Source organism: Bacillus sp. Root131 (genome assembly GCF_001429475.1).
GTDB classification, from domain to species: Bacteria; Bacillota; Bacilli; order Bacillales; family Bacillaceae_G; genus Bacillus_A; species Bacillus_A thuringiensis_S.
In genome coordinates, this window is the sequence record NZ_LMJQ01000001.1 from 821,629 (window position 1) to 846,987 (window position 25,359).

The window sequence follows — 25,359 nt, forward strand, 5'->3', positions numbered from 1 at the left end:
ATATCTGGAAAACATTCAGAAAATATTTTATAATGTAAGTGGTTACATTTAAGGGGGAATGCGCATGTTTTCAGTTCAACCAATCGCATTTGTACATAATGAAAGAAAGGAAATAAAAGATGATGAGTGGGGAGAAGTAAGATCCCGTATAACTTTAACTGAAATGTATGCAGAAGAAAGTATACAAGGGATTGAAGATTTTTCTCATATTGAAGTTGTTTTTTATTTTCATAAAGTAACTGACGAGCAAATTCAGTATTTTGCTAGACATCCTAGAAATAATAAGGATTATCCTGAAGTAGGTATTTTTGCACAGCGCGGGAAAAATCGCCCGAATCGCATAGGTGTAACAATTGTAAAGGTGATCAAAAGAGAAGGTAAATCAATTATTGTTGAGGGATTAGATGCTATTGATGGCACTCCTATATTGGATATAAAACCAATAATGAAAGAGTTTATGCCGAAAGAAGAAATACACCAGCCTAAATGGGCAACGGATATAATGAGACAGTATTGGAAGGGGAATGGAGTAAAATGAGAATATATGAGGCAACAATTGCAGATTTAGATGGACTAGCATCAGTTTTTAATAACTATCGCATGTTTTATAGGCAGGATTCTGATTTAGAAGGGGCAAAAGTATTTTTACGAAACCGAATTGAGAAAAAAGAGTCCGTTATTTTCGTAGCAGTTGAAGACGGCGAATATATTGGGTTCACACAACTATATCCATCATTTTCTTCCATTTCAATGAAAGAATTATGGATTTTAAATGATTTATTTGTACAAGCGGCGAAGCGTGGAGCCGGAACAGGTAAAAAATTATTAGAAGCTGCTAAAGAATACGCATTAGAAAATGGAGCGAAAGGTGTAAAATTACAAACAGAGATTGATAATTTATCAGCACAACGATTATATGCTGAAAATGGTTATTTGAGAGATAATCGTTATTTCCATTACGAATTAACGTTTTAAAAAATTAAGTTGAAAGAGGCATTTTCAAGAAAAAGAATTTCTTTGTAATGAGAAATTCTTTTTTATTTTTGCCTAAATTAAAAAGTATGACAATAACGATAAAACGATATTTATTTATTGTTAAACAATAAATTGTGTGGTAAAATTATGTTGTCATTAAATAAGTGAGTTATTGTAAATGAATCTTAAATGAAGTTCAACAACGTTCTTAAAAGTAATTATTTTTCTTTCTGGAATTGCAGTGCTTGCCTTATGCATATTTTTAGTGCCGGAAATGGCGAATTTTGTAGCGAATTTGTATCCTAATATCGCTCCGATAAAATATCTTGTTTTCATTGTGATGTATGGAGCAGCTGTGTCTTTTTATGTTGCTCTTTATCAGGCTTTCAATCTTTTACAGTATATTGACGAGAACACAGCGTTCTCGGAATTATCTGTAAAGTAGTTAAAGAATATAAAGCGCTGTGCAGTTACAATCAGTGGTTTGTATGTATTAGGTTTGCCACTTTTTCATTTTATAGCGAAGAAAATGGAACCTCCTATTGGGTTAGTGGGACTTATTATCATTTTTGCTTCGTTCGTTAGCGCTGTTTTTACCGCTATCCTTCAACGCCTTCTACAAGAAGCAATTAACATAAAATCAGAAAATGATTTGACAGTTTGAGGTGGCGGATATGACAATTATTATTAATATTGACGTCATGTTAGCAAAACGAAAGATGAGTGTAACGGAGCTTTCGGAGAAGGTTGAAATTACGATGGCGAATCTTTCTATTTTGAAAAATGGGAAAGCAAAAGCGGTTCGTTTTTCAACATTAGAAGCGATATGTAAAGCTTTGGAGTGTCAGCCAGGGGATATTTTGGAGTATAAAAACGATGAGAATACTCAATAAAAACAGATAACAAATGTAAATAATAGAAGTCAATAAAGAAGGGATAGCCACTAAGCTATTCCTTCTTTACGTTAATTGCTGTTAGTAATAAAAAATATAATTTGAATTGCAATGTCTGCTTATCAAAAGGGAACTTGCTACCTTTGTATTATAGTTGATTTAAAACCCAGTTTGTTGCATCTTCAAAGTTATCTGCAATGTAGTTTGGTTCAATATGTGCCCATTTGTTTCGGTACGTATGCAAAGCATCATACCCAGCGCCTGTTCGGACTAGAATCGTTGTCGCATTTACTTTTGCTCCTGCAACAATATCAGTCCAGCGATCACCAACTACAGCACATTGTGTTAAATCAAGCCCATGTTTTTTTGCTGCTTTAAGCAGCATGCCTGTACTCGGTTTACGGCATTCACAACCATCACCGTGTTTATGAGGACATACATAAATATCATCAAAACCGAAGCCTTCTAATTCTTGTACAAAATCGGCTACAGTTGCTATTCCATCTGCAATCCCAGGTTGATTTGTGAAAGAGAAAATTTTTATATTCTTAGCTTTTAGTTTTTGCAAGGATGTTTTTGTAAATGGAAATAATGTAAAAGATCCTGGATAATGTATTGTAGTGTCACCACCAATTGTACCGTCACGATCAATGAAAATTGCTTTAATGTTTGTCATAGTTATAGCCCCTTCAATTTATAAGTAGTTTAAAAATGTTTTACAAATCGGTAGCCATTTACCTCATAGCCTAATTTTTTGTAAAAAGGATGAGCTTCTACTCTTTTTGTTCCACTAACTAGCCATGTGCCAATGCAATTATGTTTCTTTGCTAATTGTTCTGCATAATCCATCAAAACTTGTCCAATGCCTTTACGTCGTATGTTAGAATCAACGCTAATAATTGAAATCTCTCCATAACGTGTTACATCTTCTAAATTTTCACGTATACGAAATCCAAGTAATCCAAATATAGCTTCTTCTTCCTCGTAAACATATAAAAAATCAAACGGACTCATTTGTACGAATTGTAATCGATTGTTCATATCTTCATAGGAAATAGAGGAACCTTTTAATTCTTTCGTTAAAGAACAAAGTGCGTCTATATCATCTATCGTTGCTTCACGAATTTGAAAAGACATATTATCCACTCCAATAAAATGTAATCAAACATTTAGTATTCTGTTAAAAAATGTTTTTTCCTGCCATAAAAATAAATATTTTATAATGATATATAGATAGTTATATGTTATTCTTTTCCTTGATTGTATTGGAAATGGAAAGAGGGGAAATGCATGTTAGAAGTAAATATCCGCTCAGCTGGATATGAAATAGGTGAAAAAACAATTCGTGATATAGCTTTTTCTATCGAAAAAGGTGAACTAGTTGCTCTTATTGGAGCAAATGGTGCTGGGAAGAGTACGACGATAAAAACGATGCTGGGATTACTTGTAAATATGGACGGTGAAATATCATTCGGTGAAAAGAAAAATCCGTATGCATACGTACCAGAACATCCAACATACTATGATTACTTGACGCTCTGGGAACATATTGAATTATTAATGGCAGCTCGTGGAAGTGAAATGGGAAGCTGGGAAGAAAGAGCGGGACAATTATTACATACTTTTCGAATGGATAAGCATAAACATGAATATTTATCAAAGTTTTCAAAAGGTATGAAACAAAAATCGATGCTAATATTGGCGTTTTTAACTGAGCCAGATTTTTATATAATTGACGAACCCTTTATCGGTTTAGATCCAGTAGCTACGAAAGAGTTTTTAAGTTATTTATATAAAGAAAAAGAGCGCGGAGCAGGAATTTTACTTTGTACGCACGTATTGGATACTGCTGAAAAAATTTGTGAAAGATTTTTACTCATTTCACAAGGTACATTAGTCGCAGATGGACATTTAGAATCTATTCAAATGTTAGCGGAAATGCCGGATAGCTCATTACTAGACTGTTTTGATATAATTGTAAGGCGTGAACAACATGATTAAACAACAATTTTATAAAAGATTATGTCATGAGCTCCAGCGGAAGTGGAATTCTATATGTTCGGTAACAGATTGGACAGTCGCGTTATATATTATTATTCCAACACTTATATTTATGGGAATCTATTATAGGTCACTATGGATAAATGAATTATCAATGGAAGAGACGATTTATTTCGGATTAGGATTACTCGCATTTTATCTAGTAACATATCCGAGAGGAGTTCGTTCGTTTTTTGAGCAAGCGGATAGTTTATTTTTAATTTCGTATGCAACACATATGCGAAAATTAGTCCAGTATGGCATGATGTACACATTTGTTCGAATAGCGATAACGAATGTAATAGTAGTCGTTATTATGTTACCAGTGTTGATGAAAAGTATCGGAGTAACAGAGATACAAGTCGTATTATTTTGGGTATTCTTTACTATATTTCGATTTATGTTGTCGTTGTTAACAAGATTTATTCATGTACAGGTGGGGAAACGATGGGTTTTATGGATTGTAAAAAATGTAGTATTTTCTATGAGCTTGTCCTTTTTTGGAATTAGTTTATTTTTTATTTATAAAAATCTATATTATTCAATTCTATTTATCGGTCTAGTAATTTTCTTAAGTAGTGTATTAGTAAAAGAGAAAATGAATTATAAAAAGTTCTTTTTTAAAGAAATCGAGAAAGAAAAAGAGGAAAGCATGCGCTGGACGAGCGGAATTATGCAAGTTGGTGGTCATGCAGCTAAACCGAGTAGCTCGAATAAAAAACCGTGGATGTTTCCGCGTTCTAAAAGACTATTAGGAAAAAAAGCAGATTCTCTTATTATCGAATCTTTTTTGAAAGAATTTTTCCGTACAAGTACTGCACGAATATTTTATATTCAAATTGTATGTATGAGTACTGCAAGTATAATCATGACTCCAAGGTGGATTGCAGCTATTGTTCTTGTATTTACTGTAGTTGCAATTTCTCGCTATGCGCGTGATTATTGGAATGAATTTACGAAAAAAATGTTTCTTCATTTATATTGTGAAGAAGGAAAATTACTTTTGCTAAGGTGGAAGGCAGATCGTTATTTACTACTACCAGCAATACTCTTGTATGCAATAGTTATACTTGCCCAGTTTTATTTATTGCCAGCTGTGATTGGTGGCTTTGTTTTTATTTTATTAATTGTATGGATTGTATTTTTACCATAAAAAAAGAGCCATTGACGGCTCTTTTTCTAGTCTGTAACACATTGATAAATAAAATATACTAAAACGAGTATGCTTGCGGCGGAATACATGACATCTAAAGTCATTCAAGTGCCTCCTCAATATTGTGGTATTAATATTGTATGAAATCTTACAATTTCATATTCAAGTGAAAAATATGTGAACGTTAACAAAATTGTAAAGTGCAAAAATTATAATCATTTTGTATAATAGAAGAAACCACCGTTATATAAAAAATAATGAGTGAAAGGGGAGGGAACATAAATGCCAAATTGGTTTAGAAAAACCTTAGTCGCATTAATTACCGTATTTACATTTGGTTTAGTGACGCCTCCTTCCATATTGCTTGATAATGCCAAAGCTGCGGACAAGCCTACGAGCACAGCTGGGCAACAAAGTTTGGAGAGCACGTCCTATACATATGAAGAAACGAATGACAGGTTAACCACCGATACTTTTATTACTTATGCAATGCAAGAAGCAGAGAAGCAGTCGATGCAAAAGTTTGGTACTAAAATTGGTCCAGTAATTGAAGATGAATTTAAAGATGTAATATTACCGAAAATTGAAGAGGCAATTGCTGAGCTTGCTAGTGATGTACCAGAAGACTCACTACAATCATTAGCGATTTCTCAAAAACCAGCTGGTGGAAATAATGAAAAGATTTTTCACGTCTACGATACGAAATCAGGAAATGATTTATTGCGTTTCCATGTAAGAAGAGATCATCCGCCGCAAGATGGTTATTATTTTAATTTCCATTATCACCGTTTTGATGATGGATACTCTGGACATCATGAGTTAGGAAATATTTATTGGAATACAAATGTACCGCCGAAATGGTTGTCTTAAAAAGAACAAGAGAAAATCTTGTTCTTTTTTATGTTTATAGAAGGGACAGACAACTATGTTGTTGAATAACATAGGTTTAGAAAAAAGAAGTAAAAGGAGTATGGAGATGCAAAAATACATTGTTTTTGACTTTGATGGCACATTAGTAGATTCGCAAAATATATTTGTACCAATTTATAATCAAATTGCTGAAAAGCACGGATATAAAACGGTAAAGGAAGAAGAAATTGAACATTTACGTAAATTAACGATGCCAGAGAGATGTAAACAACTCGATGTACCACTGTATAAATTACCGATATTAGCGTTGGAGTTTTATAAATTATATCAGCCTGCTATAAAAGATCTTGTTTTATTTCATGGGATGAAGGATGTATTAGATGAACTATATAAAAAAGGATACGGTATTGCGGTTATATCATCTAACTCAGAAGAGCATATTCGGGCATTTTTACACAAGAATGATATAGAAAATATACAAGAAGTGTATTGTTCTAAAAATCTGTTTGGTAAAGATAAAATGATAAAAAGATTTTTAAAATCGAAAAAGATAACAGAGCAGGATATGTTATACGTTGGTGATGAACAGCGAGATGTAGCAGCGTGTAAAAAGGCTGGAGTGAACGTGATTTGGGTATCTTGGGGATATGATGTCATTGAAACAGTGAAAAAAGATGCACCAGATTATATGGTTCATAAGCCGATGGAAATTGTGGAAGTAGTACAAGGAGCGTATTCTTAATATGAATACACTTCGAGCAGGCATTCATCATATTGAATTTTGGGTAGCGAATTTGGAGGAGTCCATTTCTTTTTATAATAAGTTGTTTTCCATAATTGGATGGAGAAAGTTAAATGAAGTAGCATATAGCACAGGAGAAAGTGAAATATATTTTAAAGAAGTAGATGAGGAAATCGTAAGGACGTTAGGGCCTAGACATATTTGTTATCAAGCTATTCATAGAGAAGTAGTTGATGAAGTAGCAGATTTTCTTTCTAGTACGAAAGTGAAGGTAATACGTGGTCCAATTGAAATGAATCATTATTCGGAAGGTTACTATACGATTGATTTTTACGATCCGAATGGATTTATTGTAGAAGTTGCCTATACACCAAAGGCAGAAATGTAAGGGGAATAGATATGAAGATAATTACAGCGCAGCAAAACAATATACAAATTGTAAAAGATGCAGTGGATATTAAAGAAATTTCTAAAGGTTTTTCGCCTGACAAGAAATATATAATTATGAGTGCGAATAATGAAAAATATTTATTTCGGACAGGCGATATAAAAGAGTATGAAAGAAAGAAAATAGAGTTTCAAATTTTAAATGAAATGGTAAAATGTAACGTACAGGCACAAAGGCCAATTGAAATAGGTATATTGGAAGAAGAAGGTGTATGCTATAGTATTTTTTCATATTTAGAAGGGGAAGATGCGAAGAGACTATTGTCTACGTATTCACCAAAAGAACAATATGATATTGGCATAGAGGCAGGAAAAGATTTAGCGAAAATGCATACACTTGAAGCTCCTAAGAATATACTTCCGTGGTATGAAAGAGCAATGAAAAAACATAGGAAATATTTAGAGGCGTATAAAACATGCGGAATTAAAATTGAAAATGATGATAAAATTATTAAGTTTATAGATGAAAATGAAATGTATGTAAAGGATCGCCCAAATCGATTTCAACACGATGATTTTCATTTAGAAAATATAATTGTACGGGATGGGAGATATGTAGGTGTAGTTGATTTTAATGGTTATGACTGGGGCGACCCACTGCATGATTTCGTAAAAATTGCACTATTTGCAAGAGACATTAGTATTCCATATTCAATCGGACAAATAGAAGGATACTTTAATGAGAGAATACCAGAGGAGTTCTGGAAATTATATGCGGTGTACGTTGGCATGACAGTTTTCTCATCAGTTGTCTGGACATTACGAGCAGCACCGCATATGTTGGAGGATACGTTAGAGCGTCTTCATATTGTATTAGAAGATCATAAAAACTTTGAACTATTGAAGCCGATTTGGTTTCAACCAGATAAGATGGATATGAAATAGAAAAGGTAGGTGTGATTCGCACCTACCTTTATTTTTTACCATCAAAATAATTATTTGATTTTCTTAAATGTCAGCGGCTGAGTACTTAACATAGCTGGCACATGTAACTGAAGAGATGGGAATTCACCACTCACATTCATTTCATAAGCGAATAATAAACTCATTTTCATTTGGAATAAGTCAATTTTTGCAGAGAAGATGTCGTAGTGATGATGGTGCAATTGAACCTTCATCTCCATAAATTGTACAAATAACGAATCATCTTGTTTGTATACTTGTAATGTTCCGTATGCAGGATGTTCAAAAGTACCAGTATAATCCTCTAACTTGTGAGAAGGTGTAGTCCCTTTAATTTGTTCAGGAAGCGATTCAGTTGCTTCTTTCATCATTTCCTTCATTTTCTCAGTATCTTCTACAGCACGTTTATGCCAATCAATGGATTCTAATTCAAGTAGTTCGTCATAAATTTGATTAGCGAGATAAGTAGGAAGTAATGTTCCTCCAGCATTCGTTAAAATGACAAGGCCTATGTTTTCTGTTGGTATGAATGAAACAAGTGCTGAAAACCCATCAATATTACCGCCATGATGAATTACCTTATTACCACGGTAAGCGCTAATAAACCAACCAAGACCGTAACTATTTAATGGAGATTCAGGAAGTGATAAAACTGGTTGATCTGGAATGGAATTATGTGGTGTATACATTTGTTGTAATAATTCAGAGGAGATTAATTCATGATTTCCAAATTTACCTTTGTTTAAGTGAAGAAGGACCCAATTTGCCATATCTTCAATTGTAGAATTAATACACCCAGCAGCTCCAACTGTATCGATGTTATGGAATGGAACTTCTTTTATTTTACCTTCATTTTCAACGTAAGGTAAAGCATAATCATCTGTAGTTTGTGAATCTGTAACAGAGAAGTTTGTTTGATTCATATTTAAAGGCTCTAAAATATGTTCTGTAACGTATTGTTCCCACGTTTGATTTGTAATATTTTCCACAATGTAGCTGATTGTTGTATACATTAAGTTGTTATATAGAAACGCTGTTCGGAACGGCGCATCAAGTGGTAAATGTTTTATTTTTTCAACGAGATTTTTTCGAGATAAGGAAGAGCTATACCAAAGAGCCTCATGACGGCTTACACCGGTTCGATGAGAAGCTAAATCTCGTCCGGTAACTTGTGAGCTAGCAAGTACTTCAGATAAAGAGAAGTTAGGTATAAAAGACTGGACAGGACTATCCCAATTAAATTTTTGTTGTTGTGTTAACAAACTTAATGAAAGTGTGCCAAAAGCTTTCGTTGAGGAACCGATTGCGAATCGAGTATGCGGTGTAACAGCCTCTTTTGTTTCTATATTACGATAGCCGAAACCTTCTGAAATAATAACTTCACCGTCTTTTATTACAGCGACAGCAGCACCAGGAACATTTAAATCCTTCATCATTTTTTCAACCGTTGTTTGTAAAGAAGTCATAACAGGCGTTCCGAATTTAGACATACTTCTAACCTCCAAATATAAATTTTGTTCTACCGCACTATACTTTCGGTAATAGAAAATGAAAACCTTTTTAAATTTGGAAAGTTAATAATTTTGTAAGAATTAGTGGGAGAAATTTTATTAATTAGGATTATTAACTTTACCATTTTTCATGTTATGATAAATTGCATATACGATTGAAAGAAGGTTTTCCTACATATGAAACATGCTGAAAATGAATACTTAAATTTATGCCGCCATGTAATGGAACATGGTACGAAGAAAGAAGATCGTACAGGGACAGGAACTGTATCTGTATTTGGATATCAAATGCGTTTTGATTTGAGTAAAGGATTTCCTTTATTAACGACAAAAAGAGTACCATTTCGCCTTGTAGCAAGTGAACTACTTTGGTTTATGAAAGGTGATACAAATATTCGCTATTTATTGCAGCATAATAATAATATTTGGAATGAATGGGCATTTAAGAGCTGGGTGGAAAGTGACGAGTATACTGGTCCTGACATGACTGATTTTGGTCTTCGCTCACAACAAGATGAAGAATTTAAAGTACAGTACGATGAGCAAATGGAATTGTTTAAAAAGAACGTTTTAGAAGATGATGATTTCTCAAATAAATATGGTTATTTAGGAGACGTATACGGTAAACAGTGGCGTGCTTGGAAAACGACAGCCGGTGAGACACTTGATCAATTAAAAGATGTAATTGAAATGATTAAAAAAACACCAGACTCACGTCGTTTAATCGTTTCTGCTTGGAATCCTGAAGACGTACCGAGTATGGCATTACCGCCTTGTCATACATTATTCCAGTTTTATGTAGCGGACGGAAAACTTTCTTGTCAGTTATATCAAAGAAGTGGTGACATATTCCTTGGAATTCCATTTAACATCGCAAGTTATTCACTACTAACACATTTAATTGCACATGAATGTGGTCTTGAAGTAGGAGAATTTGTTCATACAATTGGAGATGCACACATTTATACAAATCATTTTGAACAAGTAGAAAAGCAATTGGCACGTGAACCACGTCCGTTCCCGAAACTTACATTAAATTCAGATGTGAAATCTGTTTTCGATTTTGAAATGGAAGATTTAACGATTGAAGGATACGATCCGCATCCAGCAATTAAAGCACCGGTTGCAGTATAATTGTAGAGGAGATGAAAAAATGATTGTTTCATTTATGGTCGCAATGGACGAAAATAGAGTAATTGGTAAAGATAATAATTTACCTTGGCGTTTACCGAGTGAATTACAATACGTGAAGAAAACAACGATGGGTCACCCGCTTATTATGGGAAGAAAGAACTATGAAGCGATTGGTAGACCGCTGCCTGGAAGACGTAATATTATTGTAACTCGTAATGAAGGATATCACGTTGAAGGATGTGAAGTTGTTCATTCTGTAGAAGAAGTATTTGAACTATGTAAAAATGAAGAAGAGATTTTTATTTTTGGCGGGGCGCAAATTTATGATCTCTTTTTACCTTATGTAGACAAATTGTATATAACAAAAATCCATTATGCATTTGAAGGAGATACATTCTTCCCAGAAATGGATATGACAAATTGGAAAGAGATTTTTGTGGAAAAAGGTTTAACGGATGAACAAAACCCGTATACGTATTATTACCATGTATATGAGAAACAACAATAATAAAAAAGGTTGATGTGAGAATTCGCATCAATCTTTTTATTTATATTCACCAATATAAGTTTATAGATGAGATTCGATAGTGCTATAATGATAGGTAGCATGTAAAAAATGCTAAAATTTTCAAAATTACTAATATAGAAAGAGGAGGAGAATGGATTGAGAAAGATATGGGGGATTCTTTTTCTTTGCTTAACATTCATGTTAGTTGGATGCGGTAAAGAAGAAAAACCACAAGAAGCGTTTGATACATATGTAAAAGCATGGAATAAACAAAAATTTGCAGATATGTATGATCAACTATCAAAAAATGCAAAAAAAGATATTTCAAAGAAAGAGTTTACTGAGAAATATGAAAAAATTTATTCTGGTATCGAAGTAAAAGACTTAAAGGTAGAAACAGGGGAAGTAAAAGAAGATAAAAAAGATGAAGGCCCTGTTCCTTTTAAAGTAAGCATGGATACAGTTGGTGGTAAAATTACTTTTGGCCATGAAGCAAAAATGGTGAAAGAAAAAGATGGAGATAAAGAATCTTGGAAAATAGATTGGACTCCTGATTTTATTTTCCCTGGTATGACGAAAGATAGTAAAGTGCGTATGCAGACAACACAGCCAAAACGTGGTGAAATATACGATCGTAATGGAAAAGGTCTTGCAACGAATGGGAAAGCTTCTGAAATTGGAATAGTTCCAGAAAAATTAGACGATACTGCTCCGCAAACGAAAGAGACAGTAGCGAAGTTGTTAAATATGACTGTAGAAGAAATTGATCAAAAATTAGCTGCTAAATGGGTAAAACCAGGGTATCTCGTACCAATTGGAATTTTGCCTGAAGGGGCAACGCAAAATACGTACATTGATTTAGCAGGTGTTTCAACAAAACCTGTAAATGTTCGTACATATCCATTAGGGGAAGCGGCAGCTCATCTAACTGGTTATATCGGAAAGGTAAATGCTGAAGATTTAAAAACGCTTCAAAAGAAAGGCTATCAAGCTGATGATCCAGTTGGTAAAGCTGGTTTAGAGCAAGTATTAGAGGAAAAGCTACGCGGTAAAAAAGGTGGCCGTGTCTTTGTAGAAGATGCACAAGGAAAAGAAATTAAAAACTTGGCAAAAACAGATGCTGTTGATGGAGAAAACGTAACTTTAACTATTGATAGTGCTGTTCAAGAAAAAACGTACAATGAAATGAAGGGCGAAGCTGGTTCAAGTGCAGCAATTAATCCGAAAAGTGGAGAAACAATTGCACTAGTAAGTAGTCCAGCATATGATCCGAATTTAATTGCACGAGGAACATCGAAAGCACAACGCGAAGCTTGGAATAATGATCCGAAAAAACCGATGACGAATCGCTTTACACAATTATCGGTACCAGGTTCTGTATTTAAACCAATTACAGCTGCAATTGGTCTTGAAACGAAAACGATTGATCCAAAAGAAGAGTTAAAAATTGAAGGATTAAAATGGACAAAAGATTCTTCTTGGGGTAATTATTATGTAACGCGTGTGAAAGATGCAAATCCGATTGATTTTGATAAGGCGATGAAATACTCGGATAATATTTACTTCGCACAAGAAGCATTGAAAATCGGAAAAGACAAGTTTATGAGTGAAGCGAAAAAATTCGGATTCGATGAAAAATTACCAATTGAATATGGATTCCCTGCTTCTAAAATTGCAAATGACGGTATTAAAAATGATATTCAAATGGCAGATACAGGATATGGACAAGGGCAAGTATTAATGACTCCTCTTCATTTAGCTTTAACGTATGCGCCAATTGTAAATGATGGAACGATTCCATCACCGTATATTATTAAAACAGATAAACAACCAAAAGCTTGGAAAGAAAATGTAATTTCTAAAGGAAATCAGGATATATTAAAAACTGCTATGACGAAAGTAATTAATGATCCGGATGGTACAGGGAAAATTGCTAAAATTGATGGAATGACTCTTGCTGGAAAAACAGGTACAGCGGAATTAAAAGTATCCAAAGAGGCCGAAGGAAAAGAACTAGGCTGGTTCGCTGCATTTGATTTGAATTCACCAGATATGGTCATTACAATGATGATTGAAGATGTAAAAGGTAGAGGTGGAAGTAACATTCCAGCTGAAAAAGTAAAACATGTTTTTCAAAAATAATATGTAATAAAAGGCTATCTCTATAAATTATAGAGATAGCCTTTTTGTATGAGGAGTCTTAATATCTGTATACTAAATTTTAAAGAAACAAAATAAATCATTAACTTACGAAAAAAAAGTAGCTATTTTTTATTGACATTAATTAAAACTTTTTGTATTATACTTACATAAGGTAAGTTATTAACTTTTGAAAAATAAATCTTGAATTAAAGATAAAGAGAAAAAAGGGAGAGAATACAATGACAAAAGTACTATTTATCACAGCAAATCCAAATTCAGCAGAAGGTTCTTTCGGAATGGCAGTAGGGGAAGCTTTCATCGAGGCTTATAAAAACGAGCATCCACAAGACGAAGTTGTAACAATTGATCTATTCAATACTACTGTACCAGCAATCGATGCAGATGTATTTGGTGCTTGGGGTAAATTTGCAGCAGGTGAAGGTTTTGAAACTTTAACTGAAGTTCAACAACAAAAAGTAGCAGCAATGAACACAAACTTAGAAACATTTATGCATGCAGATCGTTATGTATTCGTAACTCCAATGTGGAACTTTAGCTATCCACCAGTAGTAAAAGCATACTTAGATAACGTAGCAATCGCAGGTAAAACATTCAAATATACTGAAAATGGTCCAGTTGGCTTATTAGAAGGTAAAAAAGCACTTCACATTCAAGCAACAGGTGGCGTATATTCTGAAGGAGCATACGCAGCTGTAGACTTCGGTCGTAATCACTTAAAAACTGTATTAGGATTTGTCGGAGTAAATGAAACTGAATATATTGCAGTTGAAGGTATGAATGCAAACCCTGAAAAAGCACAAGAAATTAAAGAAGCAGCAATTGCTAATGCTCGTGAATTAGCAAAACGTTTCTAATATAGAATGCCTTAAAAAGTCCAAACACTTGATGTTTGGACTTTTTTTCTTCTTTTTCCTTCGTTTGTCTAGTATAATGAAGGTCGGAATGATAATAGGTGGGGGTTCTGTATGATTCAAACGTTTTTTAAAATCTTTTATTTAATTTTAATCGTAATTGCGATTACACCGAGAATGTGGCGTCTTAAAAGACAAGTAAATACGATGGCGCCAAAAGAAAAAGATAATGCTGTGTACAAAACGACAAATTGGTTTGGTAAGAAAATGGTACGTGTAGCTGGAGGGACAGTAGAAGTGAAAGGGCTTGAAAATGTTCCGAAAGACAAGCCGGTACTAGTTGTAAGTAATCACCAAAGTAATATGGATATCCCTGTTTTACTAGGTTACTTAAATAAACCAATTGGATTCGTGTCAAAAGCAGAAATTAAAAAGTTCCCAGTTGTGCCAACTTGGATGGAACTTATGAATTGTGTATTTATGGATCGTAGCGATCGTCGTCAATCTCTTAAAGCAATTAAAGATGGAATCGAGCTATTAAAGAATGGACATTCTATCGTAATTTTCCCAGAAGGGACAAGAAGTAAGGGTGGCGAAGTTGGAGAGTTTAAGGCTGGTAGTTTTCATCTTGCAGTAAAGTCAGGTGTAGCAATTTTACCTGTAACGTTAGATGGTACATATAAGATGTTTGAAGCGAATGGAAATCGTATGAAGCCAGCTCATGCAACAGTAACAATTTCTAAGCCGATTACACCTGAAGATTATGCGAATATGGATATTAAAGAATTAACGAAGCATACACAGGAAGTTATCGCATCACAATTACATAAGTAGTAAAAAAGGTTTCAGCTTATAGTAAGCTGAAACCTTTTTTATTATGCTGTAGGTAAGACATAAAAGAGTACACAAAAGAACATCATCGCACTACCACCTAAAACGAACAGGTGCCATATGGCATGGTTGAAAGGTAGCTTTTCCCAAAGGAAGAATATAGCTCCGACAGAATATAAAATTCCACCTGCTAAAAGTAGTGAAAAACCATGTCCAGTTAGATTTTCATAAAGTGGTTTAATGGCAACGATTATGAGCCAGCCCATAATGATGTAACATAAAGTTGATGCCTTTATAAAGCGACGTACAAAGAAAATTTTGAAGACGATACCTCCGATTGCAAGTGTCCATATAATAGCAAGTAACGTCCATCCTAATGGGCCACGAAGTGTAATAAGTAGAAAAGGAGTATACGTGCCAGCAATCAATAAGTAAATGGCTGAATGATCTAAAATAGTAAATATTTTTTCAACTTTAGGATGATGGATGCTGTGTAGCAATGTTGAAAACAAGTACAGTAAGAACATGCTTACACCATAAACAGTAAATGCAACTACAGCTGATGCGGTACCGTGCTTAGAAGCATGAATAATCAATATGATTAAGGCAGGGATGCTTAAAATGGCACCGATACCATGTGTAATTGCATTTGCAATTTCTTCTTTTACAAATTGGGTCATTCGTGTCATTTTTTCAGTCATAATGCAAATCCTTTCTACTATCATGAAATAATATGTCATTTCCCTTACCATATCATACACAAGGGCAATAGAAAATGAAATTTGTATAATTGATTATATTTTTGAATTTTTTTGACAAAAGGCAATGGATTTGTTGACGTTTTCAAACTTTTTTGACAAAATAAAATTATGTAATAGTAGGACAAGGAAACTACTAATAAAGGGGATGGGGAAATGTTTTCAAATATTGGCTTTCCAGGGTTAATTTTAATTTTAGTAGCAGTACTCATTTTATTTGGGCCTAAAAAATTGCCGGAAATCGGGAAGGCTTTAGGGGAAACGTTAAAAGAGTTTAAAAAATCAACGAAAGAATTGACAGATGACGCATTTCAAGAAAAGGAAAAGAAAGAAAAAATGTAATGTATTTTCCTTGTAATGGATAAATAAAGTGTGGTGAACGAGTTGGAAGATCGGGAAATGAGCGTAGTAGAACATATTGTTGAGCTTCGAAAAAGAGTAATATATACGGTGTTATCCTTTGTACTATTTTTAATTATCGGATTTACTTTTACAAAGGATATTTATTTTTGGCTTGTAAAAGATTTACCAATGAAATTAACTGTTCTCGGTCCAAGTGATGTATTGTGGATTTTTTTCTCGATTGCTACAGTATTTGCTATCGTTTGTACAATTCCTTTTGCTGCTATACAAATTTGGTTATTTGTAAAACCGGGTTTACATCCAAATGAACAAAAGATGACAATAATGTATATACCGGTATTGTCTATATTATTTATTGCAGGTTTATGTTTTGGATACTTTATTGTAATGCCATTTCTATTTCACTTTTTAACTACGATAGGTAATGAAATGTTTAATACGATGTTTACGACAGAAAAGTATTTTCATTTTGTACTTAATTTAACAGTCCCATTTGCTGTGATTTTTGAATTACCAGTCGTTGTAATGTTTTTAACTAGTATTGGAATACTTACGGCGGAATTTTTAATAAAAATAAGAAGATATGCTTACGTAGCACTGATTATCATTGCATCTTGTATATCACCGCCTGACTTTTTATCTCATAGTTTAGTTGCGGTGCCGCTTATTTGTATTTATGAAGTAAGTATTGCTTTATCAAAGGTTGTTAGTAAGAGGAAAAAGAAAAGAGAAGAAATGCAGTCGAAAAGTGCCTCGTTATAAAGGCACTTTTTTATTTATTGGTTATACTATAGCTATAAACGTATACAATATATAGAAGAAAAAAATTATAGAATCTCCAAAATTTAGACAAACTTTGCGCTTTTATAAGCTTATACTAAATGTATTAAACAATTGATGGATAATGAGATTCCCGTCTCGGAGATATTTAGGATGGGAAGATGGATTAGGTGGAGATGAATAGAGTATAAATCTTCTAGCCATAAGGACTACAGAAATCATATAAGTCTGATTTTACTCCACGTTAAACAACGTGTTACAACGCAAAGTAGAGGAAGTTCAAAAATCCAATGAAAAAGAGGATTGATATTGTGATTACGAAAAGTTTTTATTTCACTCATTCAACAGGGGATTGTATTAAAATATTCGAAATCCCTGTCCTACAGGCGCAGCATCCATTATCGTTTCTAATTCAGTCTCGTCTTCAATTATTTATTGCAAAAATTCAAAAACAAAAACATCCAAGATTTGCATATTCTTTCCGTGAATATTTACAAAATTGTTTGAAGTGGAATGATTATTTAAATGTATATAAAACAAATACTCTTGAAAAAAATGCATGATATAGAGTAGAGACAGGGTTAGGAGCTCTGTCTTTTTCATTTTAGATATAAAAATATAATTAATTTGATGAAATTTCGTTCCAAATTGTTGAAAGCAATGGGAATACTAGTATAATAACAAGGAGAGCGTATTGGAAAGGGAAGAATATAATATGCAAAAAATTAAAATTGTAACAGATTCAACGGCAGATTTATCACAAGAAGTAATCGAGAAGTATGACATTCATGTTCTACCATTATCAATCTCTGTAAATGGACAAACATATTTAGATCGCGTTGATCTACAACCAGATGAATTTATTGAAGAAATGCTTAAATCAGAGGAATTACCAAAAACATCGCAACCAGCAATGGGTACATTTGTAGAAATGTATAACAAGTTAGGTGAAGATGGAAGTGAAGTACTTTCCATTCATATGACAAGTGGAATGAGTGGTACTGTAGCAACTGCAAATAGTGCTGCATCAATGACCGATACAAAAGTAACAGTTGTTGATTCTCAATTTATTACACATGCTTTAGCATATCAAGTAATTGAAGCTGCAAAAATGGCAAATGAAGGGCGCTCACTAGAAGAAATTTTAAAACGTGTAGATGAAGTAAGAAAGAATACTCGTTTATATGTAGTAGTAGATACATTAGAAAACTTAGTGAAGGGTGGACGTATCGGTAAAGGAAAAGCGTTTATCGGTTCGCTGCTTAATATAAAGCCAATTGCTAGTCTTGAAGACGGTGTTTATAATCCTGTAACGAAAGTTCGTAGCCAAGGCCAAATTGTAAAAACATTAGCTAAGTTATTTGAGCAAGATACAGCTGGAAAAGTTGTAAAGGCTGTTGCAATTCCACATGCGAAAGCAATTCCTTTAGCTGAAAGTATGAAAGCGGCGGTTGAAAAAGTGAGTGGGTTTGCTCAATCAGAAATTTTCTATACAACGCCTATAATTAGTACTCATACAGGTCCGGGTGCAATCGGATTTATGTATTTAGCAGAGTAATAAAAAAGCTACTTGAAAATATATTTCAAGTAGCTTTTTTATGTAAATAGAAAGTAAGAAATAAGAAGAGCTATACAGGCACTACCGCTAATGATATAGCGAGTCTGTAAATATCTATTCATAGAAAACACCCTTTATCCCGCAATTTGCGGACAGTAAAACTCCCACCTCAAAATTTAGCTGGAGCAAAGAGGTTAGGTAACGGGCTGTCCGTAAAAACCTTCACTATAGGATTTTCTATATTATATGTTAGATGTAGAAAATCAGTCGCTACGTTACACATGTAAAGTTTCAATTTTTTCATTTATTTGCTTATCATTTGTTGCGTTACTATAAATAAAAGTTTGGCCTAAAAAGAGTACATGCAGTTGTTCCCATGGTAACATGCGCAAATTCCAATTATTTCGAAGTCTAGTTATTGCTTCACGAGGTGTTTCATCGGCGAGTGCAAATGCTCCGTAATGCATCGGTATAAAATGAGTAGCGTTTAAATCTAAATAAGCTTGCACAGCCTCTTCAGGTGAAACATGAGATACTTTCATAAACCATTCTGGTTCATAAGCGCCAATGGGCATAAGAGCAATATCAATTAAAAAGCGTTCACCAATTTCTTTGAAACCTTGGAAATAGCCACTGTCGCCACAAAAATATATGGTTTCCATAGTCGTTTCATTATCAATAATCCATCCCCCCCAGTGAGACGTATTCATATCAAATAAGAATCTTCTCGTCCAGTGCTGAGCAGGTACGAAGTGAAAAGAAACTTCGTTAATTATCGTACTTTCCCACCATTTATACTCTTCTACATGTTTAAATTTCTTACGAGTAAATAATTTTTTTAATCCGATAGGTACAAGGTATAGAACATCATCATTCAACTGACGAAGAGTTGAAAAATCTAAATGATCATAATGACCATGTGAAATAAGGACAATATCAATTTTAGGTAGTGCTTCTATAGAGAGTCCAGGTTCTGTAAGTCTTGGAACTAGCTTTAATTTATTGGCCCATACTGGATCTGTTAATATATTAAGTCCATTCGTTTGGATAAGAAAAGTAGAATGCCCAATCCATGTGACAGTCGTTTTTTTTACATTACTTTGCAAAAATGCACTTTGTTTAACGGGTGATTGTTCTACTAAGAAAGAAAAATCTTTTTTGTTTTGCTTTCGTTCTTTACGCCAGCGTAAAAAAGAGCGAATTGATTTTTTTGTACTAACATTATCCATATTTTCATAGCGCTTTGCCATGAACATCACCTCATTTAAAATCGTTGTATTTGTATTGTACCGAAATGTTGTTAAGGAATACAGTGTAAAACATGGATTAATGTTTAAGGAATTGTTAAAAAATAGGGAAAGGTATTTACAAAAGTAACAATAAAAATAGTTTTATCACTTCTATTTATAGAAATAATAGTAAAAAAATATATTTTGTCTAGTAATTCGCTTGAAATAAAGAAGTAACATACGTAAATTCGTACGATTTCGTGAACAAATGTAGTAAACAATTTTCTCGTAGTGTTAACTTTTGTTATTATAAACATAACCTATTTAAATTTAGGATAGAGAAAAGAGGTTTATAAATGAAGCGTTATCAAAAAATAATTGGTCTTATGGTTGTATTTTGTCTCTTTGTACTTGCTGGATGTAGTGGATCAGGTTCAAAGCTTCGTAAACCATTGAATTGGGATTTAGAAACTTTCCAATTTACAAATCAAGATGGAAAGCAATTTGGTACAAAAGATTTAAAAGGGAAAGTTTGGGTTGCAGATTTTATGTTCACAAATTGTCAAACAGTTTGTCCACCAATGACTGCAAATATGGCCAAGCTGCAAAAGATGGCAAAAGAAGAGAAGATAGACGTTCAGTTTGTTTCATTTAGTGTAGATCCAGACCTTGATAAACCAGAAAATCTGAAAGCATTTATTCAAAAGTTTACAGAGGATACTAGTAACTGGAATTTATTAACGGGATATTCGTTAGAAGATATTACAAAGTTTTCAAAAGATAATTTCCAATCACTTGTAGATAAGCCGGAGAACGGTCAGGTCATGCATGGTACATCATTTTATTTAATTGATCAAAACGGAAAAGTAATGAAAAAGTATAGTGGCATTAGTAATACGCCATACGAAGACATTATACGTGATATGAAGCGATTAGTGGATTAAAAATAAGGGTGCATAGCACCCTTATTTTTTTTGCATTAGTCTATGGATAAAATGTCATGTTGTTGGGGAAGTTTCGGCGCCCGAATTTCTAATACGCCGTTTTGATAAGAAGCTTTTGCTGCTTTTTTATTAATTGAATACGGCAACTTAATCAATCTTGATGCTTCTGAAATGGAACGTTCTCGGCGATAATAGTTATGGGATGTTTCTTCTTCCTCTTCGAGTATCTCTTCTTTTACAGAGACTTTTAAGTATTCACTTTGTATTTCAATTTGGATTTGCTCTTTTTGTATACCTGGTAGTTCAGCTGTAACAACGAGTTCTTCACCAACTTCATATAAATCTACAGGGAATGTTAATAAACGGTTTCCTTTTTGGAAAAAATGATTTAAATCAGCGATTACATTGCGAAGAGGTGTTTGCTCGAAGAAATCATCAATTTGCTTTAAGTAATTACGAACCGGTGGGCGAGAAGAATCTTTTTTTTCTTCACTCATGGTATTCCCTCCTAGAAATCAATTTGCAATATCATATGACAAAAGCGGAGAAAGGTGAGTGCCTAGTTTTCATGTTTTCATAAAAAATTGTTAAAAATGTGAAATGGAGTGATTTTTTTATAGTTTTTGGTCGCCATATTCAGTTGATTATGCTAGTATAAATAGGGTTGATATAGTAGTATAGAAACAGAATGAAAACCGAAAGAGGGTAAGAAGTATGTGTGGTTTTGTAGGATGTTTATGTGAAAACCCTAGAGAGTTTTCAGAAACAGAAAAACATCAATTTGAAAATATGAACACGATGATTTTCCACCGTGGTCCAGATGACGAAGGATATTTTCGTGATGAACATGTACAATTTGGCTTCCGCCGTTTAAGTATCATTGACTTAGAGGCAGGACATCAGCCGCTAACTTATGAAAATGATCGATATGTAATTATTTTTAATGGTGAAATTTACAACTATGTAGAATTACGTGAAATGTTACTTGAAAAAGGTGCAACGTTTGCAACGCAATCTGATACAGAAGTTATTATTGCATTGTATGCACATATGAAAGAAAAATGTGTAGACTACCTTCGTGGTATGTTTGCATTTATGATTTGGGATCGTGAAGAGAAGAAACTTTTCGGTGCACGTGACCACTTCGGTATTAAACCTCTATACATCGCACAGCAAGGTGATACTACATTCTTCGCATCTGAGAAGAAAAGTATTATGCATGTGATGGAAGATAAAGGCGTTAATCCAACGTCACTACAACATTATTTTACGTACCAATATGGCCCAGAGCCAGAAACATTAACAATTGATGTTAATAAAATCGAGCCTGGTCATTATTTCGTAAAAGAAATCGGTAAAGAGATGGAAATCCATCGCTACTGGAAACCTTATTTCAATGCTTCAAGTGCAACGAAAGAGGAGCATATCCAAGCAATTCGTGATGTACTATATGATTCAGTAAAAGTGCATATGCGTAGTGATGTACCAGTAGGTTCATTCTTATCTGGTGGTATCGATTCATCTATCATCGCTTCTATTGCAAGAGAAATGAATCCAAATCTTTTAACATTCTCTGTTGGTTTTGAGCAACGTGGTTTCAGTGAAGTTGATGTTGCAAAAGAAACTGCTGAGAAATTAGGCGTTAAAAACCATAACGTATTCATTTCAGCGAAAGAATTTATGGATGAGTTCCCAAAAATCATTTGGCATATGGATGATCCTTTAGCTGATCCAGCAGCTGTACCATTGTACTTCGTTGCTAAAGAAGCACGTAAACATGTAACAGTTGTTCTTTCAGGTGAAGGCGCAGACGAGCTATTTGGTGGTTATAACATTTACCGTGAGCCAAACTCACTAAAAATGTTCTCTTACATTCCTAGCCCAGGTAAGAGTGTTCTAAAAGCATTGAGTGGTGCTCTTAAAGAAGGATTTAAAGGTAAGAGCTTCCTAGAGCGTGGATGTACACCAATTGAAGAGCGTTACTATGGAAATGCGAAAATCTTCCGTGAAGAAGAAAAAGCTGAATTAATGAAGTATTACAATGAAAGTGTTAACTATATGGATATCACGAAACCATTGTATAACGAGATTAAAGATTATGATGATGTAAGTAAAATGCAGTACATTGACATGTTCACATGGTTACGCGGTGACATTTTATTAAAAGCTGATAAAATGACAATGGCAAACTCATTAGAACTTCGTGTACCGTTCTTAGATAAAGAAGTATTCGATGTTGCATCTAAAATTCCAACTGAACTTAAGATTGCTAACGGAACTACGAAAGCTATTTTACGTGAAGCAGCACGCGGAATCGTTCCAGATCACGTATTAGATCGTAAAAAACTTGGATTCCCAGTACCAATTCGTCACTGGTTAAAAGACGAAATGCATGATTGGGCTATAAATATTATAAACGAAAGTAAGACAGAGCATTTAATCGACAAACAGTATGTATTAAACTTACTGGAAGCACATTGTGCAGATAAAGGCGATTATAGCCGTAAAATTTGGACTGTACTTGCGTTTATGGTATGGCACCAAATTTATGTTGAGCATAAATACGATACGAACAAGTTCCATGAAGAAACAAAACGTGCGTATAGCTTAGTGTAATTAGAAAAACCTTAAGATCGCATACGGTCTTAAGGTTTTTTTCATAAATAGGAAGTATTATTGATACAATAATAGTAAAAGGATGGACAACATATGATTACGTTTGAGAAAGTTACTATAGAAAATGAAAGCGTTGTTAAAGAAATGTTTAAATCGCATAGTTTAGGTGAGAAAAAGGTACAGTATTGTGTGAAAGTTGATGATACATATATTGGTGTAATAGATTATAGTGTTCAAGAGGAACGAGCTGTTTTATCACAGCTAATTATTCATTTTGATTACCAAGGTTATGGTTATGGTACAAATACGTATTTTACATTTGAAGAAATGATGAAACAAAGAAATGTGAAAGAAATAAAAGTGCTACAAGAGGAATTAACAGAAAAAGCGCATTCTTTCATAGAGAGTTTTGGCTTTACTTCAGAAGATGGAGCGTATGTGAAGAAAATATAACGATGATTATTTATGCGATACAATAAATATAAGGCAGGTGGATGTATGACAATGACTTCTGGTCTTGTATTAATTGGAGGGTGCTTTATAGTAGCAGAACTATGTCATATAATCATTCGGAAAAGAATGATTAAGAAAAGAAAGCCGTATGAATTACAATACGTCCCTGTCTTTTTCATTATATTTTGTATGCTTAGTACATTACAAAATATAATGAACTTTCCACCACTTGTGAATGTTTTTTTAAAGTTCGGTTTACTTTATAGTGGTGTTGGAATAGTACTTTTATTTATTTTATTTTGCATACGTTATATTCACTATCAATCGTATATATTTATTTTAAATTGGTTAAAGCAAGATGATAGAAACCGCCTTACATAAGGCGTTTTTTTTATTTGTGATTGTAACAGAACTTGTACATTTCACATAAAATAGGACGAGTAGCAATGCTAACATATTACAAGAAAGGGGCGGGGTAGTAAAATGAAACTTGTTATAGACGCAGGGCACGGTGGATATGATTCTGGTGCTGTTGGTAATGGCTTAGTAGAAAAAAACTTAACGCTTCAAATTGCTAGACGCGTTCGAGATATTTTAACGGTAAATTACCCAATTACAATTAAAATGACACGTGATAGTGACGTGTTTATTTCCTTATCGGAACGTGCTAATATTGCTAATGCTTTTGGTGCGGATTATTTTATTTCATTTCATATTAATAGCGGCGGGGGTACAGGTTTTGAAAGCTATATTTATAATGCGTTATCCAACAGCAGCACTGCATATGCAAAGCAACAAAAGATGCATACAGCAGTAAATCCTGTATTAACAAAATACGGTCTTCGTGATCGAGGAGCAAAAAAAGAAAATTATGCGGTATTAAGAGAAACCGCAATGGATGCAATTTTAACTGAGACTGCCTTTATTGATACAACGTTTGATGCAAATTTATTAAAAAATCCACAATTTATTGAAGATCTAAGTCAAGCGTATGCAAATGGAATAGCGGCTATTTTTGGAGTAGCTCCAAATCCACAACCTCCAAACCCACAACCGACACCTCAAACGAAGGGAATCGCTTATATCCTTGGGAAAAATGTAAATTTAAGAAATGGTCCATCAACTTCTTCCTCAGTTATTCGTCAATTAAATTCTCCAGAATCTTACGTTGTATATCAGGAAAGTAACGGATGGTTAGATTTGGGGAATGGACAATGGGTGTATAATGATCCTTCTTACATTAATTTTGTAAAGACAAGCAATAGTGATGGAAGTCCGATTGGGGTTGCATATATACAAGGGATGAATGTAAATTTAAGAAGTGGTCCATCAACTACATCTGCAGTTATCCGTCAATTAAATCCTCCAGAATCTTATTTAGTATATATAAATGAAAATGGCTGGTTAAACCTTGGTGGAAATCAGTGGGTATATAATGATCCATCGTATATTAAGTATACTCAATATTAGGAATTAAAATGATAATGCAATATGGATGCGTATCTTTGTTATGTATAACTCAGATACGCATTGTAATAACAACATAAATTTTCATACTTATACACTATATGTTAAAAAGAAACATTAGAAAAGCCAATAGAATCGAAATGGTATATATTAAAAAAGTTTTCTGATAT

29 protein-coding genes and 1 pseudogene are annotated in these 25,359 nt (G+C 33.7%); 24 read left to right on the plus strand and 6 right to left on the minus strand.

Annotated features, from left to right (window positions below; all coding sequences use genetic code 11):
• Window positions 1–64 precede the first annotated feature (64 nt).
• The 4 genes and pseudogenes from ASE54_RS04180 to ASE54_RS04190 all read left to right on the plus strand — a co-directional run bounded on the left by ASE54_RS04180 (window position 65) and on the right by ASE54_RS04190 (window position 1,868).
• The gene (locus tag ASE54_RS04180) at window positions 65–538 is read left to right on the plus strand and encodes an SAM-dependent methyltransferase (protein ID WP_000493250.1); all 474 of its coding nucleotides are present in this window, start codon (window positions 65–67) and stop codon (window positions 536–538) included.
• The gene (locus ASE54_RS04185; protein WP_001223866.1) at window positions 535–975 is read left to right on the plus strand and encodes a GNAT family N-acetyltransferase; all 441 of its coding nucleotides are present in this window, start codon (window positions 535–537) and stop codon (window positions 973–975) included. The genes ASE54_RS04180 and ASE54_RS04185 overlap by 4 nt, the downstream gene beginning before the upstream one ends.
• 217 nt (window positions 976–1,192) lie before the next feature.
• Window positions 1,193–1,639 (plus strand): annotated as a pseudogene (locus tag ASE54_RS33590) (DUF2975 domain-containing protein).
• A 10-nt stretch (window positions 1,640–1,649) separates the two neighbouring features.
• Window positions 1,650–1,868: a helix-turn-helix transcriptional regulator gene (locus ASE54_RS04190; RefSeq protein ID WP_000152531.1), complete on the plus strand. Its 219-nt coding sequence runs from the start codon at window positions 1,650–1,652 to the stop codon at window positions 1,866–1,868.
• A gap of 148 nt (window positions 1,869–2,016) precedes the next feature.
• Here ASE54_RS04190 and ASE54_RS04195 read toward each other — a convergent pair whose 3' ends face one another.
• Complete coding sequence (locus tag ASE54_RS04195; protein ID WP_000181783.1) at window positions 2,017–2,544, minus strand: HAD-IIIA family hydrolase; 528 nt, start codon at window positions 2,542–2,544, stop codon at window positions 2,017–2,019.
• A 29-nt stretch (window positions 2,545–2,573) separates the two neighbouring features.
• A complete protein-coding gene (locus ASE54_RS04200) occupies window positions 2,574–3,005 on the minus strand; it encodes a GNAT family N-acetyltransferase (RefSeq protein ID WP_000009776.1) in 432 nt (143 codons plus the stop codon).
• Window positions 3,006–3,158: 153 nt separating this feature from the next.
• Here ASE54_RS04200 and ASE54_RS04205 point away from each other — a divergent pair, with 153 nt between their 5' ends.
• The 6 genes from ASE54_RS04205 to ASE54_RS04230 all read left to right on the plus strand — a co-directional run bounded on the left by ASE54_RS04205 (window position 3,159) and on the right by ASE54_RS04230 (window position 8,005).
• Window positions 3,159–3,869 carry an ABC transporter ATP-binding protein gene (locus tag ASE54_RS04205; RefSeq protein ID WP_000895248.1) on the plus strand — a complete coding sequence of 237 codons (711 nt, stop codon included), beginning with the start codon at window positions 3,159–3,161 and terminating at the stop codon, window positions 3,867–3,869.
• Window positions 3,862–5,061 (plus strand): ABC transporter permease, encoded by a 1,200-nt coding sequence (locus ASE54_RS04210; protein WP_000595437.1) that lies wholly within the window; start codon window positions 3,862–3,864, stop codon window positions 5,059–5,061. Before ASE54_RS04205 ends, ASE54_RS04210 begins: the two co-directional genes overlap by 8 nt.
• 282 nt (window positions 5,062–5,343) lie before the next feature.
• Complete coding sequence (locus tag ASE54_RS04215; RefSeq protein WP_001134421.1) at window positions 5,344–5,931, plus strand: YpjP family protein; 588 nt, start codon at window positions 5,344–5,346, stop codon at window positions 5,929–5,931.
• A gap of 106 nt (window positions 5,932–6,037) precedes the next feature.
• Entirely contained in the window at window positions 6,038–6,673 is a 636-nt protein-coding gene (locus ASE54_RS04220; RefSeq protein ID WP_001174980.1) for an HAD family hydrolase, read from the plus strand.
• A 1-nt stretch (window position 6,674) separates the two neighbouring features.
• Window positions 6,675–7,061 carry a VOC family protein gene (locus ASE54_RS04225; protein WP_001094667.1) on the plus strand — a complete coding sequence of 129 codons (387 nt, stop codon included), beginning with the start codon at window positions 6,675–6,677 and terminating at the stop codon, window positions 7,059–7,061.
• 11 nt (window positions 7,062–7,072) lie between these two features.
• On the plus strand, window positions 7,073–8,005 hold the full coding sequence (locus tag ASE54_RS04230; RefSeq protein ID WP_000692069.1) for a phosphotransferase: 933 nt from the start codon (window positions 7,073–7,075) through the stop codon (window positions 8,003–8,005).
• Between the two features lie 50 nt (window positions 8,006–8,055).
• Here the strand turns inward: ASE54_RS04230 and ASE54_RS04235 are convergent, their stop codons facing one another.
• Entirely contained in the window at window positions 8,056–9,513 is a 1,458-nt protein-coding gene (locus tag ASE54_RS04235) for a serine hydrolase (protein ID WP_000032719.1), read from the minus strand.
• A 198-nt stretch (window positions 9,514–9,711) separates the two neighbouring features.
• Between ASE54_RS04235 and ASE54_RS04240 the strand changes: the two genes are divergently transcribed.
• From ASE54_RS04240 to ASE54_RS04260, 5 genes are all read left to right on the plus strand, one after another.
• Window positions 9,712–10,668: a thymidylate synthase gene (locus ASE54_RS04240; protein ID WP_000679602.1), complete on the plus strand. Its 957-nt coding sequence runs from the start codon at window positions 9,712–9,714 to the stop codon at window positions 10,666–10,668.
• A 19-nt stretch (window positions 10,669–10,687) separates the two neighbouring features.
• A complete protein-coding gene (locus ASE54_RS04245; protein ID WP_000637208.1) occupies window positions 10,688–11,176 on the plus strand; it encodes a dihydrofolate reductase in 489 nt (162 codons plus the stop codon).
• A 156-nt stretch (window positions 11,177–11,332) separates the two neighbouring features.
• Window positions 11,333–13,318: a penicillin-binding protein 3 gene (gene pbpC / locus ASE54_RS04250; protein ID WP_001227237.1), complete on the plus strand. Its 1,986-nt coding sequence runs from the start codon at window positions 11,333–11,335 to the stop codon at window positions 13,316–13,318.
• 239 nt (window positions 13,319–13,557) lie between these two features.
• Complete coding sequence (locus ASE54_RS04255; protein ID WP_000170033.1) at window positions 13,558–14,193, plus strand: FMN-dependent NADH-azoreductase; 636 nt, start codon at window positions 13,558–13,560, stop codon at window positions 14,191–14,193.
• A gap of 111 nt (window positions 14,194–14,304) precedes the next feature.
• Window positions 14,305–15,024 carry a lysophospholipid acyltransferase family protein gene (locus ASE54_RS04260; protein ID WP_000616579.1) on the plus strand — a complete coding sequence of 240 codons (720 nt, stop codon included), beginning with the start codon at window positions 14,305–14,307 and terminating at the stop codon, window positions 15,022–15,024.
• A 41-nt stretch (window positions 15,025–15,065) separates the two neighbouring features.
• On the opposite strand, the gene ASE54_RS04265 is transcribed toward ASE54_RS04260, so the two are convergent.
• The gene (locus ASE54_RS04265; protein ID WP_000136889.1) at window positions 15,066–15,722 is read right to left on the minus strand and encodes a hemolysin III family protein; all 657 of its coding nucleotides are present in this window, start codon (window positions 15,720–15,722) and stop codon (window positions 15,066–15,068) included.
• A gap of 213 nt (window positions 15,723–15,935) precedes the next feature.
• Here ASE54_RS04265 and ASE54_RS04270 point away from each other — a divergent pair, with 213 nt between their 5' ends.
• The 4 genes from ASE54_RS04270 (at window position 15,936) to ASE54_RS04285 (ending at window position 18,480) form a co-directional block, all read left to right on the plus strand.
• Window positions 15,936–16,121 (plus strand): twin-arginine translocase TatA/TatE family subunit, encoded by a 186-nt coding sequence (locus ASE54_RS04270; RefSeq protein WP_000492443.1) that lies wholly within the window; start codon window positions 15,936–15,938, stop codon window positions 16,119–16,121.
• Window positions 16,122–16,178: 57 nt separating this feature from the next.
• Window positions 16,179–16,904 (plus strand): twin-arginine translocase subunit TatC, encoded by a 726-nt coding sequence (gene tatC, locus ASE54_RS04275; RefSeq protein WP_000117643.1) that lies wholly within the window; start codon window positions 16,179–16,181, stop codon window positions 16,902–16,904.
• A gap of 329 nt (window positions 16,905–17,233) precedes the next feature.
• On the plus strand, window positions 17,234–17,485 hold the full coding sequence (locus ASE54_RS04280; protein WP_000629010.1) for a DUF2535 family protein: 252 nt from the start codon (window positions 17,234–17,236) through the stop codon (window positions 17,483–17,485).
• 152 nt (window positions 17,486–17,637) lie between these two features.
• Window positions 17,638–18,480, plus strand: a complete 843-nt coding sequence (locus ASE54_RS04285) for a DegV family protein (protein WP_014894780.1) — start codon at window positions 17,638–17,640, stop codon at window positions 18,478–18,480.
• A 275-nt stretch (window positions 18,481–18,755) separates the two neighbouring features.
• On the opposite strand, the gene ASE54_RS04290 is transcribed toward ASE54_RS04285, so the two are convergent.
• A complete protein-coding gene (locus ASE54_RS04290) occupies window positions 18,756–19,730 on the minus strand; it encodes an MBL fold metallo-hydrolase (protein ID WP_001129637.1) in 975 nt (324 codons plus the stop codon).
• A gap of 335 nt (window positions 19,731–20,065) precedes the next feature.
• On the opposite strand from ASE54_RS04290, the gene ASE54_RS04295 reads away from it, so the two are divergent.
• Window positions 20,066–20,653 carry an SCO family protein gene (locus ASE54_RS04295; RefSeq protein ID WP_000833341.1) on the plus strand — a complete coding sequence of 196 codons (588 nt, stop codon included), beginning with the start codon at window positions 20,066–20,068 and terminating at the stop codon, window positions 20,651–20,653.
• Between the two features lie 35 nt (window positions 20,654–20,688).
• On the opposite strand, the gene ASE54_RS04300 is transcribed toward ASE54_RS04295, so the two are convergent.
• On the minus strand, window positions 20,689–21,150 hold the full coding sequence (locus tag ASE54_RS04300; protein WP_001288086.1) for an Hsp20/alpha crystallin family protein: 462 nt from the start codon (window positions 21,148–21,150) through the stop codon (window positions 20,689–20,691).
• A 217-nt stretch (window positions 21,151–21,367) separates the two neighbouring features.
• Between ASE54_RS04300 and asnB the strand changes: the two genes are divergently transcribed.
• The 4 genes from asnB to ASE54_RS04320 all read left to right on the plus strand — a co-directional run bounded on the left by asnB (window position 21,368) and on the right by ASE54_RS04320 (window position 25,192).
• Window positions 21,368–23,269, plus strand: a complete 1,902-nt coding sequence (asnB, locus tag ASE54_RS04305) for an asparagine synthase (glutamine-hydrolyzing) (protein ID WP_000333819.1) — start codon at window positions 21,368–21,370, stop codon at window positions 23,267–23,269.
• Between the two features lie 93 nt (window positions 23,270–23,362).
• Window positions 23,363–23,722: a GNAT family N-acetyltransferase gene (locus ASE54_RS04310; protein WP_000627501.1), complete on the plus strand. Its 360-nt coding sequence runs from the start codon at window positions 23,363–23,365 to the stop codon at window positions 23,720–23,722.
• 51 nt (window positions 23,723–23,773) lie between these two features.
• Window positions 23,774–24,103 carry a hypothetical protein gene (locus tag ASE54_RS04315; RefSeq protein ID WP_000200457.1) on the plus strand — a complete coding sequence of 110 codons (330 nt, stop codon included), beginning with the start codon at window positions 23,774–23,776 and terminating at the stop codon, window positions 24,101–24,103.
• Window positions 24,104–24,205: 102 nt separating this feature from the next.
• Window positions 24,206–25,192, plus strand: coding sequence for an N-acetylmuramoyl-L-alanine amidase (locus ASE54_RS04320; protein ID WP_000779884.1), 987 nt, complete (start codon window positions 24,206–24,208; stop codon window positions 25,190–25,192).
• Window positions 25,193–25,359 lie beyond the last annotated feature (167 nt).

Coding starts and splice junctions, on each gene's coding strand:
- ASE54_RS04225 (WP_001094667.1), top strand. CDS start 6,675: ATGAATACACTTCGAGCAGGCATTCATCATATTGAATTTTGGGTAGCG.
- ASE54_RS04265 (WP_000136889.1), bottom strand. CDS start 15,722: ATGACTGAAAAAATGACACGAATGACCCAATTTGTAAAAGAAGAAATT.
- ASE54_RS04240 (WP_000679602.1), top strand. CDS start 9,712: ATGAAACATGCTGAAAATGAATACTTAAATTTATGCCGCCATGTAATG.
- ASE54_RS04285 (WP_014894780.1), top strand. CDS start 17,638: ATGCAAAAAATTAAAATTGTAACAGATTCAACGGCAGATTTATCACAA.
- ASE54_RS04235 (WP_000032719.1), bottom strand. CDS start 9,513: ATGTCTAAATTCGGAACGCCTGTTATGACTTCTTTACAAACAACGGTT.
- ASE54_RS04210 (WP_000595437.1), top strand. CDS start 3,862: ATGATTAAACAACAATTTTATAAAAGATTATGTCATGAGCTCCAGCGG.
- asnB (WP_000333819.1), top strand. CDS start 21,368: ATGTGTGGTTTTGTAGGATGTTTATGTGAAAACCCTAGAGAGTTTTCA.
- ASE54_RS04260 (WP_000616579.1), top strand. CDS start 14,305: ATGATTCAAACGTTTTTTAAAATCTTTTATTTAATTTTAATCGTAATT.
- ASE54_RS04215 (WP_001134421.1), top strand. CDS start 5,344: ATGCCAAATTGGTTTAGAAAAACCTTAGTCGCATTAATTACCGTATTT.
- ASE54_RS04180 (WP_000493250.1), top strand. CDS start 65: ATGTTTTCAGTTCAACCAATCGCATTTGTACATAATGAAAGAAAGGAA.
- ASE54_RS04315 (WP_000200457.1), top strand. CDS start 23,774: ATGACTTCTGGTCTTGTATTAATTGGAGGGTGCTTTATAGTAGCAGAA.
- ASE54_RS04190 (WP_000152531.1), top strand. CDS start 1,650: ATGACAATTATTATTAATATTGACGTCATGTTAGCAAAACGAAAGATG.
- ASE54_RS04200 (WP_000009776.1), bottom strand. CDS start 3,005: ATGTCTTTTCAAATTCGTGAAGCAACGATAGATGATATAGACGCACTT.
- ASE54_RS04195 (WP_000181783.1), bottom strand. CDS start 2,544: ATGACAAACATTAAAGCAATTTTCATTGATCGTGACGGTACAATTGGT.
- ASE54_RS04270 (WP_000492443.1), top strand. CDS start 15,936: ATGTTTTCAAATATTGGCTTTCCAGGGTTAATTTTAATTTTAGTAGCA.
- tatC (WP_000117643.1), top strand. CDS start 16,179: ATGAGCGTAGTAGAACATATTGTTGAGCTTCGAAAAAGAGTAATATAT.
- ASE54_RS04185 (WP_001223866.1), top strand. CDS start 535: ATGAGAATATATGAGGCAACAATTGCAGATTTAGATGGACTAGCATCA.
- ASE54_RS04230 (WP_000692069.1), top strand. CDS start 7,073: ATGAAGATAATTACAGCGCAGCAAAACAATATACAAATTGTAAAAGAT.
- ASE54_RS04290 (WP_001129637.1), bottom strand. CDS start 19,730: ATGGCAAAGCGCTATGAAAATATGGATAATGTTAGTACAAAAAAATCA.
- ASE54_RS04220 (WP_001174980.1), top strand. CDS start 6,038: ATGCAAAAATACATTGTTTTTGACTTTGATGGCACATTAGTAGATTCG.
- ASE54_RS04255 (WP_000170033.1), top strand. CDS start 13,558: ATGACAAAAGTACTATTTATCACAGCAAATCCAAATTCAGCAGAAGGT.
- ASE54_RS04205 (WP_000895248.1), top strand. CDS start 3,159: ATGTTAGAAGTAAATATCCGCTCAGCTGGATATGAAATAGGTGAAAAA.
- ASE54_RS04300 (WP_001288086.1), bottom strand. CDS start 21,150: ATGAGTGAAGAAAAAAAAGATTCTTCTCGCCCACCGGTTCGTAATTAC.
- ASE54_RS04310 (WP_000627501.1), top strand. CDS start 23,363: ATGATTACGTTTGAGAAAGTTACTATAGAAAATGAAAGCGTTGTTAAA.
- ASE54_RS04295 (WP_000833341.1), top strand. CDS start 20,066: ATGAAGCGTTATCAAAAAATAATTGGTCTTATGGTTGTATTTTGTCTC.
- ASE54_RS04320 (WP_000779884.1), top strand. CDS start 24,206: ATGAAACTTGTTATAGACGCAGGGCACGGTGGATATGATTCTGGTGCT.
- ASE54_RS04245 (WP_000637208.1), top strand. CDS start 10,688: ATGATTGTTTCATTTATGGTCGCAATGGACGAAAATAGAGTAATTGGT.